This window comes from Acinetobacter sp. UBA2581 (genome assembly GCF_002339435.1).
GTDB lineage: Bacteria > Pseudomonadota > Gammaproteobacteria > Pseudomonadales > Moraxellaceae > Acinetobacter > Acinetobacter variabilis.
On sequence record NZ_DDLD01000072.1, the window covers coordinates 1 to 14,960 of the forward strand.

Genomic DNA, 14,960 nt, shown 5'->3' on the forward strand with positions numbered 1-14,960 from the left:
TCAATGCGTAAGTCCTATATTGGAATAATACTTTGCATGTGCAGGAAACATGCATAGAGGAATCATACAGTGCAGATGAGGGCTTTTTTTATTCTATCTTTAAGTTGTTTTACAGAGGGGGATTTTAGATATCGGGCAAATATAAGGCGATTATCGTATATTTTGATGTAGCTCAATTGAAAAGATCAGTAATTATTCCCATATACAATACAAATGAAACGCACAGACAGGTTCAAGATCAAGGCGTATGATCAATACATTGACAATCTTTGGCCTTAGAAGCTGTGCAATAAAGGATCAGGACATTATATGAATATCGCGGCGAATCCGGTGATCGAAGCAGATCAAACCATTTATTTAAAAGACTATCAAAAACCTTCTTTTGTTGTAGATTCAATCGACCTGAATATTCAAGTCTATGACGATCATACGCTGGTCAGCAGCAAACTGGAGATGCAGCGTCAAACAGCAGGTGATCTGGTATTACTTGGTCGTGACCTCGAACTGCAATCGATTCAGTTAAATGGTCAGCCACTAAATGCATCAGATTATATTCTGGATACTGAGCAACTGGTGATTAGCAATGCTCCAGATCAGGCGACCATTGAAACAGTCGTCAAGATTCATCCAGAAAGCAATACCATGCTGGAGGGTCTGTATCAGGCCAGTTCAGATCTGTTCGTCACTCAGAACGAACCGGAAGGTTTCCGTAAAATTACGTTCTATCCAGACCGCCCAGATGTATTGTCTGTATTTACCACTCGTGTCGAAGCTGACAAAAAGTATCCGGTTCTACTGGCTAACGGTAACCTGATTGAAACTGGCGAAGTGGATGAAAACCGTCACTATGCACTTTGGCAAGATCCAACCAAAAAGCCGAGCTATTTATTTGCTTGCGTCATTGGTGATCTGGCAGTAATGAAAGATCGCTATACCACATCAGAAGGTCGTGATGTGGCACTGGAAATCTATGCCGAGGAAAAAGATATTCCAAAATGCAAAATCGCGATGGAAGCCTTAAAACATTCCATGCGTTGGGATGAAGAGCATTATGGTCTGCCATATGACCTTGATAATTACATGATCGTAGCAACCAGCGCATTCAACATGGGAGCGATGGAAAACAAAGGCTTGAATATCTTCAATACCTCATGCGTATTGGCTGATGAAGAATATACAACTGATGCTGCCATCATGCGTGTACAGTCCGTGATTGCCCATGAATATTTCCATAACTGGACGGGTAACCGGATTACTTGTCGTGACTGGTTCCAGCTATGTTTGAAAGAAGGTTTGACTGTATTCCGTGATCAGTCTTTCTCGGAAGATTTGCAGTCTGCTGCGGTACAACGTATTGATGATGTTGCAGTCCTGAAAGCGCATCAGTTTCCGGAAGATTCTGGCCCTTTATCGCATCCACCGCGTCCGGATCATTTTGTAGAAATTAATAACTTCTATACGGCGACCGTGTATGAAAAAGGTGCAGAAATTAACCGTATGATGGCGACTTTGCTCGGTAAAGAAAAATTCCGTCAGGGTACAGATGAATATTTCCGCCGTCATGATGGTCAGGCCGTAACGGTTGAAGACTGGGTAGCTGCATTGACTGCCGGTTCAGGTGTGGATCTATCAAACTTCCTGACTTGGTATAACCAGCCAGGTACACCAAAACTGGTCGCAAAAGGTGAGTATGATGCAGATGCACAAACTTATCGTCTTCGCTTTAAGCAAAGTCTGAAAGCTCATCCGAAATATCCGAATCTGAAAGCTGTTCCGATTCCAGTGGCTTTGGCCTTGTTTGATGCGGCTACAGGCGAGCAGCTGAGCCTGCACTCTGATGCCTTATTTGAAAATGGCGTCAAAGATGGGGTGTATCTATTTGATCAGGATGAAGCGACCATCGAGTTTAGCGGTATAACCAGCAAGCCGGTTGTTTCTTTACTGCGTAACTTCTCTGCACCCGTTGATCTTCATTTTGATTACTCTGAACAAGAACTGGCGTTCCTGTTGCAATATGAAACCAATGGTTTTAACCAGTGGCAGGCGACCCAGACTTTATTAGAACGCATTCTGCTGGATGATCAACCTTCTGAAATCTATATCGAGGCAATGCTAAATACCTTGCCTGATCTGATTCAGAAAGATCCGCTATTGGCTTCCCGTCTGTTTGATGTGCCGGCTGAAGGTTACCTGGGTAGCCGTATTGATACAGACTATAATCCAGCCATGATTCAGGAAAAACGTGATGCCTTGCTGCATAAATTGGCACGTGCCTTTGGAGCCACAGCTAAAGAAATCTATCTGAGTCTGGATCCTGAATTGCAGTCAGATTTCTCCCAAGCGATGGGTGTACGTGCATTGAAAAATATCATGTTGATGCTGATTGCACGTCAAGGTGATGAAAGTGCATTTGAACTGGCAGAGCAGCAATACCAAAACACAGGCAACATGTCTGAACGTTTAGGTGCCTTGCGTGTGCTGGTATGGAATGATGCCCCTCAAGCCAAAGCATTCCTGGATGATTTCTATAACCGCTTTAAAGATGAAGCGCTGGCACTGGATCAATGGTTCATGCTGCAAGCCGCTCATCCAAAAGCGACTGCAGAAACAATTAAAGCACTCACTGAGCATGCAGATTATGACTTGAAAGTGCCAAACCGTATTCGTGCAGTGAGTGGCGGTTTGAATGCCAATCCGGTCAATACCTGGAGTTTTGGTGTACAGCATTATATCGAGCTGGCGAAATATCTGGATCAGAAAAACCCGATTGTCGGTTCACGTCTGCTTCAGGTGCTTTCACGCTGGTATACACTGATTGAACCACAACGCAGTGAAGTCAAAGCACAACTTGAAGCTTTAAAACCACAGGTGAAATCGAAAAATGTCTCTGAGACATTGAACAGCATGTTAAGCGTATAAGATCATTATGTAAAAAGCCGGATCATCTGATCCGGCTTTTTATTATTTACTTATTTTAAATGGTGAATTTAAACACATTTAAAATCCTATAATGCGAAATCAGCCACATAAAAGGTTTACAGTAAGAGGCTAGACAGGAAAGTAAAACTATACTTTTCTATTAAACATGAAGAAATCTTCAAATTGATATACTAGAGGTCTTATTCAAGATGTTGGTGAAAATCGAAGATGGTTTTTATTTAAATACTCGGCATATTATTGCGGTTCATGTCAGCAGAAATGCTGCGACTGGTCTGTTTGAAATCTCCCTTCAATATACACCGCATTCTATTCAGCAAGCTGGAGAATACAAAAAAGTATTTAATAGCCAGCTGGATGCTGAACTCTTCCTGAACGAACTGAATCAAAAAGTTCGCTAAAAAAAGCCTGCATAGCAGGCTTTTTTTGTTGTCTGCTTTACGATCTCACAATCAATACCGGAATCTCGGACTGGGAAAGAACATTCTGTGCCACGCTACCCAGCATTAGTTTTTGCAGACCTTTACGGCCATGTGATCCCATGATAATCAGATCGGTCGGAACTTCCTGCGCTGCCTGAAGAATTCCTTCAGAAGGTGTCATACCATGAATGATTTTAGTCGTGACTTGCGTACCATCATGCACAAAATTTGCCTTGATCTCATTTAAAAGATCCAGTGCATGTTGTTCTGCCTGCATGAAATAGTCAGTGACTGCGGGAGCAACCTTATAAAAGTCCACGCCTTTAAATGGATCTACGGCAATAATACTGACCAATGTCACCTTACTACTAAAAGCTTTGGCCAGCTCACGGGCATGTTCAGCTGCAGCATAGGACATCGAGGATTCATCGAGTGCGACAAGAATATGTTCATAGTTTTGCATAGTGCCTCCTCATTTTTAGAATATGCAGTGAAATGGTCATTTAGAAAATGGAGGTTCACTGTAGAAGGGTTTAGACAGAAACACTGCCTGAAAAAGTTGCGCACCTTGAAGATGCGCAAATCAGATCATTTTTTAACGATTAACACCGGAATTTGACTGGCGCCCAAAACATCTTGTGCAAAGCTGCCCAGAATCATTTTCTGGAAGCCTTTACGACCGTGTGAACCCATGACGATCAGATCGGCTTGGGTTTCCTCTGCAGTCTCAGCAATATGTTCGGCATTCACCAGACCAGTCACAATGCGGGAATCTGCTTCTATACCTTCACCGTCTGCAATCGCAGTGGCTTCTTTTAGGGCATTTTTTGCATTGGCATGAGCCTGAGCAAAATACTCTTTCATGATGGTTGAACTGTAGTAGAAGTCAGCTTCGGTAAAAGGGTCTTCTGCAATCAGGCTGATCAGGGAAAGTTTACTGCCAAATGCCTTGGCAATTTTGGCTGCATGTCGAACTGCAGAAAAGGAAATATCTGAACCGTCTACTGGGACTAAAATATGTTGGTAAGCCATGATTTTTCTCCGCATGTTGTGTGTCTTTTACGCTCTGATTTATTGATAGCACAGTCCACCCAAGGGTGCAATTGCAAAAAGCTGAAAAATGGCAAAAAATCTTTAAATTACAGATATTTTTCACGTGAAAGCAGAGATTTGATTAAAGAAAAAACAGAGCGAAAAACTAGGAATTCAGGTTTTATTGATCAAAAATAACAGGATAAATGACGCTGTTTTTCTGGGAATAGTTTAAACTGCCTAAGCTTATTTTTTGGCTGATCGAGGGGAAGGTTTTGAGGTTCTTTGTCATTCATTTATTGCTGCTCTGTTCAATTATTCTGGCAGGCTGTCAAAATACTGTACAAAATAGCCGGGTCATTGCCGGTGCTTTTAATTTGACCACAGGGATGCAGCAAAAGGTGATAGATCGCTATGCACCAGGTTCGGTCATCGTGCATCAGAATATGATCTATGCACCGCAGAAAAAGCTCTCTCTGGATCTGTATCAACCGCAAAATATCGAAAGTATTGGCCCCCAACCAACTATTGTGTGGATTCATGGTGGTGGCTGGATTTCTGGTTCAAAAGAACATGCTCGGGGTTATTTTAAACTTCTGGCTGCGCAAGGTTATAATGTGGTATCGGTTCAATATCAGTTTGCACCTCAAGCGATTTATCCAAGTCAGTTACATCAGATTGATCAGGCTTTGGAGTTTATTACTCAACATGCAGCCGAATACCAGATTGATGCCCAGAATTTATATCTGGCCGGAGATTCTGCCGGTGCGAATATGGCCAGCCATTATGCTGCGCTTCTAACAAATCCTGACTTCGCCAAACAATCTGATTTTCAGCCTTATCTGCAACCCTCTCAGCTTAAAGGTCTGATTCTGCACTGTGGTATTTATGACCTGGAGTCATTTGCCAGTACTGCACCTGATGAAATGAAGATCGTAGAGTGGGGCGTATATAGCCTGATTCAGGCCTATACAGGTGACCGTAAAAATGATGCCGAGTTTCTCAAACGTATTTCTCCAATCCAGTATATTACGCCGTCGTATCCGCCAGTATTCATTAGCGGGGGCAACAAGGACTTTCTGACTGATACCCAATCCTTGCCTTTTATCAAAGCTTTAAAAGCGCAGCAGGTTCCAGTGACAGAAGTTTTTTATCCCGAATCTAAAGCCTGGCTGATTCATGAATATCAGTTCTTTATGGGCAAGAAAGAAAGTCAGCAGACTTTTATCAAGACGCTGGATTTTTTGCATCAGCTTTCGCCTCTCAACATAAACTTATAAAAAATTTATTTCTTAAGACCATAACTAAGCTTTGGTTTAGGAAAGACAGATTTGGAGGATGAATAAATGAACCCTGCAACTTGGGCATATCTTTTGTTGGGTTTGGCCATTATTGCCGAAGTCACTGGATCTACATTTCTGGTGAAATCTGAAGGCTTTACCCGTTTGTGGCCTTCTTTAGCGGTGGTCGTTTTATTTTGTATCGCCTTTTATTTGCTGTCTCAGGTGATCAAGGTGATTCCTTTAGGCATTGCTTATGCGATCTGGGCCGGTGTGGGGATCATTCTCACGGCCATTGTTGGTTATATTGTATTTAAGCAGGCGCTGGATCTTCCTGCTTTTATCGGTATTGCCCTGATTATTTCCGGTGTAGTGGTCATTAATCTGTTTTCTCAAGCAGCAGGGCATTAAAAAAAGATAGATATAAGTCATCTCTACTTTTATAAATTTAAGCCAACTGAGGTTTAAGCTTAAATAGTAAATAAACCATCAAACCAAGCAGTAGGCCCCAGAAAGCGGAACCAATGCCGAAAAACTGGATATTGGATGCACTGAACAGAAAGGTTATCAGTGCGGCTTCCCGGTCATGACTGTCCTGAAAAGCCAGTGCAATGTTGTGGCTAATGGTGCCAAACAGCGCAATGCCGGCCAGAACCGTAATGAGAATACCCGGAAAAGCCATCAATAAGCTGGTCAGGGTCGCAGCGAAGAAACCCATCAGAATATAAAACAGACCACAGCTCATACCTGCGATATAACGCTTAGCTGGATCAGGATGTGCCTGTGCATCCAGACTGACTGCTGCACTAATTGCAGCAAGATTAACACTGAAACAGCCAAAGGGAGCGAGTAGTGCCTGAGTGAGGCCCGTCCAGCCTAAAATCGAATTTACCTTGGGTGGATAGCCATAACTTTTAATTACAGCCAGGCCTGGTAAATATTGCGATGCCAGATTAATCACCATCAGCGGAAGAGCCAGTCCTAAAATAGCTTGCAGGCTAAATTCTGGTGTGGTCCATACAGGCTGGGCGATGCTCCAGTCCAAACTTGGGAGCGTAAAATCGATAAAGAACGGACAGAGTGCAATTGCAAGCAGTACGGTAATGACAATGCTATAACGGGTACTGAGCTTTTTAGAAATGAGGTAAATCGCCAGTACGGTAAGCACAAAGCCCCAGGATTGTTGTAGGCTGCTAAATACCGAAATCCCAAATTTCAGCAAGACACCAGCCAGCATGGCACTGGTCAGGCTTTGCGGAATAAACTGAAAAATCCGGTCAAATATTCCGAAAAATCCCAGACAGGCAATCAGGATGCCGCAAATCAGAAAAGCGCCAATCGCTTCGGCTAGACTGTAATGGCCTGCGGAGGCAATAATTAACGCCAGACCGGCTGTCGACCAGGCGGTGGAAATCGGATAACGATATTTCCAGGAAAGCAGCAAGCCGGAAACCCCAATACCTATACCGAGTGCCCATAACCAGGAACTGATTTGCGCTGCATTTGCACCCAGACTTTGCGCTGCTTCAATGACCAGTACCGCGGATACGCTGATCCCAATCATGCAGGTAATAAAACCCGCCATGATGGCAGGAAAGGAGAGATCTTGTAAAAGTTTAGGCATCATCCATGACACTATTTTTAAATGCGTTTAAATCATACGCTTTTCATATATAAACACAATGTTTTTAACAATTTTAGAAAGAGCTGCTCTTGCCAGAAATCTACTAATTTTTAGAAGGTTGAAGTCGCCAGTTTGATTCCGAATCCGCAGAATAGAATTCCTACTGAAGCAACTCCGCCAGCGGTCAATTTATAATTCTGGTTGAAATAGCTCGCGAGTTTGACCCCGGAAAAGATCAGGATTGAAAGGTAGGTCATGCTGATCAGTTGCAGGATTAAAGCCAAGAGTGCGAAAGTCAGTGCCGGATAAGGGTAAGCAGGATCGACAAACTGCACAAAAAAAGACAGGTAGAACAGAATCGCTTTAGGATTTAAAACACTGATTGTCAATGCTGTACGGAAAGGCTGAATCGACCTGACAGTTTCAGGAGTAGCCTTTTTAATCTGAACACGTTGTGACGACTGTTTCGGAAAGAAAGTCTGATAGGCGGCAATGATCAGTTTGATACCAAGATAACTGAGATAGACAGCACCGATAATTTTCAGGGCAATAAATAGCACGGGAAACGCATGAAGTAGAGAAGCTGCGCCTAACGCCGTACACAGGATCAGAATCAGGTCACCGGTATAAACCCCTAAGGCACCCATATAACCGGTCTTGATGCCAAAACGAGAGGCAATTGACATGACATAGAGGGAATTCGGCCCCGGCAGTAACACAATTAACGTTGTCCCAATGATAAAGGTCGTTAGATCTGTGATACCAAACACGAAGAACTCGCAAAAATGAAAAAAGCCGATGCGGCATTATAGCAACATCGGCCTGCAGAAATTCTATAAATTCGCTGTGAAATTAGGTGGTGCTCAAAAAACTTTCCTTTAATAAAGCCGCCAGTTGTTCACGGGCTTTGATAAAGCCATCGATACCACCTTGCAGTAGTTCACTGGCCATCTGGTCCTGTTTCAGTTGTGCATCAAAATCGGCATGACTGATTGGACTCAGTTCACCTTGAGATTGAATATCTTTGGCTGAAAGTTGAGCCTGAACTTCACGCTGATCATTTTCCAGTTGTTCCAGCAAGTTTGGTGCGACAGTGAGCAGATCACAACCGCTGAGGCCCAGAACCTGCTCAATACTACGGAAGCTTGCACCCATGATTTCAGTTTTAATCCCATGCGTTTTATAGAACTCATAAATGCGCTTCACTGAGAGTACGCCCGGATCTTTTTCGATCGGATACGACTCAACACCTTCCGCTTTTTTGTACCAGTCTAGAATGCGGCCGACAAAAGGTGAGATTAAAGTCACTTTGGCATCAGCGCAGGCATGGGCCTGATGCTGGCCAAACAATAAGGTCAGGTTGGTATGGAGACCTTCTTCTTCCAATGCTTTTGCTGCCTGAATGCCTTCCCAAGTCGATGCGATCTTAATCAGGATGCGGTCAGAATTAATCCCATATTGATCATACAGCGCGAGTAATTCTTTAGCCTTGGCGATGGTCGCTTCAGTATCAAAAGACAGGGAGGCATCCACCTCAGTCGAAACACGACCTTCAATCAGTTTTAAAATTTCAACACCGAATTTGACGGTCAAAATATCAATGGTGCGTTCTATCAGAGCATTATTAACATAGCCTTCTTGCTGGGCTTGTTGAAAAGCAGCTTCAATCAATGCCTGATTTTCAGGCTGTTTCGCTGCAGCAGTAATCAGAGATGGATTTGTGGTTGCATCCAGAGGGCGAAATTTCTCAATTGCGCTTAAATCACTGCTATCTGCCACAATAGTCGTCAAGTTTTTTAATTGGTTTAATGCAGTTAATGTCATTACGATCTAGTTCTATGGTTATTACTTATGCATTCTTATATATCATAAATCATCCTCTTACCAAGTAGACTGTCGTTGAATTTCTGTGATTAATGGTCGGTTTTTCGCTGCTGACGCAAGTGATTAATCAAAAAATGAGCAGCTGTACCCAGTCGAGTTTCCCGACTCCAGACCAGATCGACAAAATATTCAAATTTTGGGGTGAAATCGAGCAGCTGCAAGATCTGTAGTTGCTCCTGCAAGTGTGGCTGTTCATTGATCATTTCCAGAGGAAGTACCCCCCAGCCTAAACCTTGCAGGATCATGTTACAGGCAGATTGATGATTGTCAGTGCGCCAGTAATTTCGGGAAAAGAGCAGTTCTGGCTTAATGCTACGATCACGACTGGCAACAACAATCTGTCGACTTTGTAAAATCTGCTCATAACTGACCTGTTGAAATTGACTTAATGGATGCTGTTTGGCCGCAACGGCGACCAGTACCTCACGCTTTAATTCTATAAACTGTTCACGGGTTTCCAACTGTTCTCGTTCAAACATCAGCGCTAACTGCGCTGAACCTTCAAACAGCATGCGATGAGCATCCTCTTGGGGTGCGCTAAATACATTAACTTGCAGCGCTGGAAATTCCCGTTCCAGCAAAACGATATAATCGGTCCAGCGGGTATGGAGTAATTCAGACACCACCACAATATTTAATTCAGATTCCAGGCCTGAACTGAGCGCAAGCGCATGTTGCTTCCATTGATTGATTTCAACCAAAAGCTGTTCAGTTTTTTCATATAGCACTTTCGCCTGCGCGGTGGGTTTCGGTTCACGGCCAATGCGTTCAAATAGCACCAGATTAAGATCAATTTCCAGATTGGCAATGGACATGCTCACTGCAGAAGGAACTTTACCAAGTTTACGTGCAGCAGCAGAGAAGGAGCCGGTTTCCATGACCAGTTTAAACATCAGCAGCTGTTCTTGATTAGTATTCATGAATTCTATCTTTCATTTTTATTGATAGATTCTAACTCGAATAATCAAATTTAAAGAAATAAAATTCTTTTATCTCCTGACTTGATGAACTGAAATGTTAATTTCGAAAAGAAGACTGATTCATGCCACCTTATATGAAGGTATTTTATTGGTGGTGATTGCCATTTTACTGAGTACGCTCATGCATATGCCGCTTGAGGTCACAGGCGCTCTCGGAATTGCGATGGCTGTGACTTCAATGTTCTGGAATATGTTGTTTAATCATTATTTTGAAAAGTTTGAAGCCAAACATCGTTTGAAAAGAACCATCAAAGTGCGGATTGCTCATGCGATTGGATTTGAGGGTGGTTTGATGCTGGCGACGATTCCGATGGTGGCTTATGCATTACAGATCAGTCTGGCGCAGGCTTTTCTTTTGGATCTGGCGATGACATTATGTATTCTGGTGTATACTTTTATTTTCCAGTGGTGCTATGACCAGCTTGAGGCCAAAATGGGTCTGGAACCAGACTACCGAAAAGCTTAACTTGAGTCTTTACTAGAGTAATCTTCAGTGCTCTATTAAAATTACTGCAATAAAAAACCGCTCTTTATGAGCGGTTTTTTATATGAGGCTTGGATTATTTTTCAATAATTGCTGTTACGCCTTGACCACCAGCTGCACAGATCGAAACAAGCACACGACCTGAACCTTTCTGGTTAATCAGTTTTGCCGCAGTCGCGATAATACGACCGCCAGTCGCTGCAAATGGGTGACCTGCAGCAAGAGAAGAACCTTTTACGTTCAGTTTGGCACGGTCAATTGAACCTAGTGGAGCATCCAGACCTAAACGCTCTTTACAGAATTTTGGATCTTCCCAAGCTTTCAATGTTGAAAGTACTTGCGATGCAAATGCTTCGTGAATTTCATAGTAGTCAAAATCTTGCAGTTTCAGACCAGCACGTTCCAGCATACGAGGGACTGCATAAGCAGGTGCCATCAACAGGCCTTCTTTCTTCTCTACAAAATCAACGGCAGCAGTTTCCTGGAAAGTCAGGTAAGCCAGTACTTCATGACCATTTGCTTTAGCCCATTCTTCAGAAGCCAGTAGCACACAAGAAGCACCATCGGTCAGTGGAGTAGAGTTACCCGCAGTCATGGTACGTGCATCACCTTTACCAAAAGCAGGTTTTAGTTTCGCCAGTTTTTCAACTGAAGAATCAGGACGCAAGTTGTTGTCACGTTCAAGACCCAGGAATGGAGTCACCAGGTCATCAAAGAAACCTTCTTCATAGGCTGCTGCCATTTTCTGGTGTGAAGAAGCGGCTAATTCATCTTGCGCTTCACGAGAAATACCCCATTCCAGTGTAGTAATTGCTTGATGGTCACCCATAGACAGGCCAGTACGTGGCTCACCATTTTTTGGTGCATCCATCAGGTCTTTCACATTGATTTTAGTCAGTGCTTTTAAACGGTCTTTCGCCGTTTTCGCAATATTCAGCTCAAGTAATGCTTTACGTAAGCCATCACCAAAAGCGATTGGTGCATCAGAAGTCGTATCTACACCACCTGCAATTCCCACTTCTATCTGACCTAGAGCAATCTTGTTTGCGACTAGGAATGCCGCTTGAAGGCCAGTACCACATGCTTGCTGGATGTCATAAGCAGGGGTTTCCGGTGCAAGAGCAGTATTCAGTACACATTCGCGAGTCATGTTGAAGTCGCGGCTATGTTTCAGTACAGCACCTGCAACCACTTCACCTAAGCGTTGACCTTGAAGATTAAAACGTTCAACCAGACCATTCAGGGCTGCTGTGAACATATCAGTATTGGATGCCGTAAAGTAAGCACCGTTAGAACGTGCAAATGGAATGCGGTTACCACCGATAATAGCAACGCGGCGAACTGTATTTTGGCTCATGTTTGGTTCCTGTTGAACAGAAGTCTGTGTTATAGATGTTGAATCTTGTTGGCTTGAAGTCGTTTTTTTGGTACGTGCAGATGTACTGCGTGTACGTGTGGTTTTAGCCGGACTTTTTTCTGCGGCATTGGCTGTATCAGGATTTTTAGTGCTACGCTTGCTACGCGTTGATGGTTTTGACACAGTTTCTGTCGCAGAGTTCTCGACTGCTGGATTATCTTGAGTTGTTTTGCTCATAAGGCTTTACCAGGCAAATAGATCGTCTTCTTGGTGGTTACATTAGCATAGAAGAAGATAGGCTGTATTGACTACAATGACATTACAGACTGCGCTTAGGTCAAGTCATCTGCCTGTTATCTCAAGTATGATTGGGCGGAATCTGGTAGATCTATTGAAATATAAGTGTCTGGCATCATACTGAAGTTTAAGGATAACTTTAGATCAACCAAAAATTAATTTGTATGAGAGATAATAAACATGACTGATCAGTACCAAACTTTCGCAAAATCTCCTATTGGTAAATTTGTCATTAAAAATTTGGGTCTGCCATCCCCAACTTCTTTAGACCGTTTTGAGTCTGCTACACCTGTAGTTAAAGGCGCGGTATTGTTTGGAGCAGCACCGGCAAGTACATTGACCGGTGCTATTGCTCAGGTTCTGGCAAATATTCATGCTAATAGCTATGCAGGTAACAATGCTGAACTGCAACAGGCTGCTGCATCAGCTGGACTGAATCTGGGTGCGTTTAATCCGGGCGATAAAGAATCAAAATTCAAAGTTGTCATTTTTGATGCTTCAGGAATCGAAAATTCAGAACAATTAAAATCACTTTATGATTTCTTTAACCCGATTGCACGTCAAATTCAAAGTTCTGGCCGTATCGTGATTGTGGGGACTACGCCTGAAACTGCTAAATCAGTCAGTCAGTCAATTGCTCAACGCGCACTGGAAGGTTTTGTAAAATCTGTGGGTAAAGAGTTTAAAAAGGGTATTGCAGCGAACCTGATCTATGTAGATGCCGGTGCTGAAGCAAATCTTGAGTCTGCTTTACGTTTTGCAGTTTCTCCACGTTCTGCCTATGTTTCTGGTCAGGTGATCCGTGTTTCACCTGCTGAAAAAGTGGATGTGGACTGGACTAAACCATTAGCAGGAAAAACCGCTGTAGTGACTGGTGCGAGCCGTGGTATTGGTGAAGCGATTGCTCATGTATTGGCACGTGATGGCGCACATGTCATCTGTCTGGATGTTCCACAGCAGCAAGCGGACCTTGACCGTGTAGCTGGTGAAATTGGGGGTTCAACTTTAGCCATCGATATTACTGCTGCAGATGCAGGCGAAAAAATCAAAGCAGCAGCAGCTGAGCAGGGTGGTCTGGACATTATTGTGCATAATGCTGGTATTACCCGTGACAAGACTTTGGCTAATATGAAACCTGAGCTATGGGATCTGGTGATTAACATCAACCTGTCTGCCATTGAACGTGTAAATGACTATTTAATCTCCAACGATGGTCTAAATGCTAATGGCCGTATTATCTGTGTATCCTCAATTTCAGGCATTGCAGGTAACCTGGGTCAAACCAACTATGCAGCGTCTAAAGCGGGTGTGATTGGTGTGGTAAAATTCACAGCACCAACCTTAAAAAATGGTATAACGATTAATGCTGTTGCACCGGGCTTTATCGAAACACAAATGACGGCTGCGATTCCATTTGCAATCCGTGAAGCAGGCCGCCGTATGAACTCAATGAGCCAAGGTGGTCTACCTGTAGATGTTGCAGAAACAATTGCCATGTTTGCTTCTACGGCTTCAACAGGTTTAAATGGCAACGTGGTTCGTGTCTGTGGTCAAAGCCTGTTAGGGGCTTAATAGATCCCTCCCGATCTCTCTTTATAAAAGAGAGGAGAAGTCCCCCTTTGATAAAGGGGGTTCAGGGGGATTAAAATTCTAAAGAGAAAATTCCAAGAACTCTCAAAACCTCTCTAGTGCTTCACTTTCATACAATGATTGAAGTATGCTCAGGAGAGGTCACTTTATAAAGATAATATTTCCAAAGGTTCAGTATGAATACGCGCCATTTTAGTCAACTTCCAAAACCTTATTTAGCCTATCCAAAAGTGATTCAAGGCTTGATTTTTAAAAAGCCGAAAGCTGAAAAAGTTCTACCGCAAGTTGAATATGTGGTGGATTCATTCAAGGTCGATCAGAAACATTTAAAAGCTTATAATGAAGTATGTGGCTTTAAAAATAATGGTTATATTCCAGCTATTTATTTGACCGTGCTGTCTCAAAGCCTGCAAATGCACATGATGACCTCGGAAGCATTTCCGTTCCCGATTTTAGGACTGGTACATATCCGTAATCAGGTCAAGCAATACCGTAAAGTCGGTGTAAATGAGACTTTAACCTTGTCATGCAAGTTTGGTGAATTACATCCACATGACAAAGGAGTTCAGTTTGATTTTATTACCACAGTCAAAGTAGGCAATGAAGTCGTCGTTGAGGCATTAACGACTTATCTTTCACGTCAAAAGACTGATGCTAAAGCTGCTGCAAAATCGGCAGAAAGTAAAGCGCCGGACTATAAGCTGAATACTGAATGGAAAATTTCAGAAAATACCGGCCGCCGTTATGCCATGACCTCAGGGGATTTTAACCTGATTCATATTCATGCTGTTACAGCGAAGGCTTTTGGTTTTAAACAGGCGATTGCACATGGTATGTGGAGCAAAGCCAAAGCACTGGCTAATCTATCCTTGCCGGATGCCTATGAAGCCGATGTCTGGTTCAAGTTGCCGATGTATTTACCCTCTAAAGTTGAGTTCCTGACTGCTCAAGCAGCGAATGATACAGATTTCCTGATCCGAAACAGCAAGAACCAGAAGCCGCATGTGACCGGCCATGTAAAAGCAATTTAAATCTGAATTAAAAGCCTAAACTCGATTTAGGCTTTTTCATTT

General features: G+C 43.1%; 14 protein-coding genes. 7 read left to right on the forward strand and 7 right to left on the reverse strand.

The annotated features are described in order from the left end of the window. Window positions 1–309 precede the first annotated feature (309 nt). Window positions 310–2,919, forward strand: coding sequence for an aminopeptidase N (gene pepN / locus B3Q46_RS08540; protein ID WP_034703543.1), 2,610 nt, complete (start codon window positions 310–312; stop codon window positions 2,917–2,919). A 209-nt stretch (window positions 2,920–3,128) separates the two neighbouring features. Continuing rightward, window positions 3,129–3,338 carry a hypothetical protein gene (locus B3Q46_RS08545; protein WP_004783945.1) on the forward strand — a complete coding sequence of 70 codons (210 nt, stop codon included), beginning with the start codon at window positions 3,129–3,131 and terminating at the stop codon, window positions 3,336–3,338. A 37-nt stretch (window positions 3,339–3,375) separates the two neighbouring features. Here the strand turns inward: B3Q46_RS08545 and B3Q46_RS08550 are convergent, their stop codons facing one another. Continuing rightward, a complete protein-coding gene (locus B3Q46_RS08550) occupies window positions 3,376–3,822 on the reverse strand; it encodes a universal stress protein (protein WP_004783943.1) in 447 nt (148 codons plus the stop codon). Between the two features lie 125 nt (window positions 3,823–3,947). Further along, window positions 3,948–4,391, reverse strand: coding sequence for a universal stress protein (locus tag B3Q46_RS08555; protein WP_004783941.1), 444 nt, complete (start codon window positions 4,389–4,391; stop codon window positions 3,948–3,950). Between the two features lie 275 nt (window positions 4,392–4,666). Here B3Q46_RS08555 and B3Q46_RS08560 point away from each other — a divergent pair, with 275 nt between their 5' ends. Beyond that, entirely contained in the window at window positions 4,667–5,671 is a 1,005-nt protein-coding gene (locus tag B3Q46_RS08560) for an alpha/beta hydrolase (protein ID WP_034703541.1), read from the forward strand. A gap of 66 nt (window positions 5,672–5,737) precedes the next feature. Next, window positions 5,738–6,082, forward strand: a complete 345-nt coding sequence (locus B3Q46_RS08565) for an SMR family transporter (protein WP_005236073.1) — start codon at window positions 5,738–5,740, stop codon at window positions 6,080–6,082. A 37-nt stretch (window positions 6,083–6,119) separates the two neighbouring features. On the opposite strand, the gene B3Q46_RS08570 is transcribed toward B3Q46_RS08565, so the two are convergent. The 4 genes from B3Q46_RS08570 to B3Q46_RS08585 form a co-directional block, all read right to left on the reverse strand. Then, entirely contained in the window at window positions 6,120–7,295 is a 1,176-nt protein-coding gene (locus B3Q46_RS08570; RefSeq protein WP_034703547.1) for a benzoate/H(+) symporter BenE family transporter, read from the reverse strand. A 110-nt stretch (window positions 7,296–7,405) separates the two neighbouring features. Next, on the reverse strand, window positions 7,406–8,065 hold the full coding sequence (gene leuE / locus B3Q46_RS08575) for a leucine efflux protein LeuE (protein ID WP_175967774.1): 660 nt from the start codon (window positions 8,063–8,065) through the stop codon (window positions 7,406–7,408). Window positions 8,066–8,147: 82 nt separating this feature from the next. Then, window positions 8,148–9,119: a transaldolase gene (gene tal / locus B3Q46_RS08580; RefSeq protein ID WP_004783929.1), complete on the reverse strand. Its 972-nt coding sequence runs from the start codon at window positions 9,117–9,119 to the stop codon at window positions 8,148–8,150. Between the two features lie 89 nt (window positions 9,120–9,208). Beyond that, on the reverse strand, window positions 9,209–10,099 hold the full coding sequence (locus tag B3Q46_RS08585) for a LysR family transcriptional regulator (RefSeq protein WP_005236069.1): 891 nt from the start codon (window positions 10,097–10,099) through the stop codon (window positions 9,209–9,211). Window positions 10,100–10,193: 94 nt separating this feature from the next. Between B3Q46_RS08585 and aceI the strand changes: the two genes are divergently transcribed. Then, complete coding sequence (aceI, locus tag B3Q46_RS08590) at window positions 10,194–10,625, forward strand: chlorhexidine efflux PACE transporter AceI (RefSeq protein WP_005236068.1); 432 nt, start codon at window positions 10,194–10,196, stop codon at window positions 10,623–10,625. Between the two features lie 94 nt (window positions 10,626–10,719). Here the strand turns inward: aceI and B3Q46_RS08595 are convergent, their stop codons facing one another. Continuing rightward, window positions 10,720–12,237 (reverse strand): acetyl-CoA C-acetyltransferase, encoded by a 1,518-nt coding sequence (locus B3Q46_RS08595; protein WP_004783924.1) that lies wholly within the window; start codon window positions 12,235–12,237, stop codon window positions 10,720–10,722. 240 nt (window positions 12,238–12,477) lie between these two features. Here B3Q46_RS08595 and B3Q46_RS08600 point away from each other — a divergent pair, with 240 nt between their 5' ends. Further along, window positions 12,478–13,869, forward strand: coding sequence for a 3-oxoacyl-ACP reductase (locus B3Q46_RS08600; RefSeq protein ID WP_034703537.1), 1,392 nt, complete (start codon window positions 12,478–12,480; stop codon window positions 13,867–13,869). A 194-nt stretch (window positions 13,870–14,063) separates the two neighbouring features. Further along, window positions 14,064–14,918: a MaoC family dehydratase gene (locus B3Q46_RS08605; protein ID WP_005236063.1), complete on the forward strand. Its 855-nt coding sequence runs from the start codon at window positions 14,064–14,066 to the stop codon at window positions 14,916–14,918. Window positions 14,919–14,960: the final 42 nt, after the last annotated feature.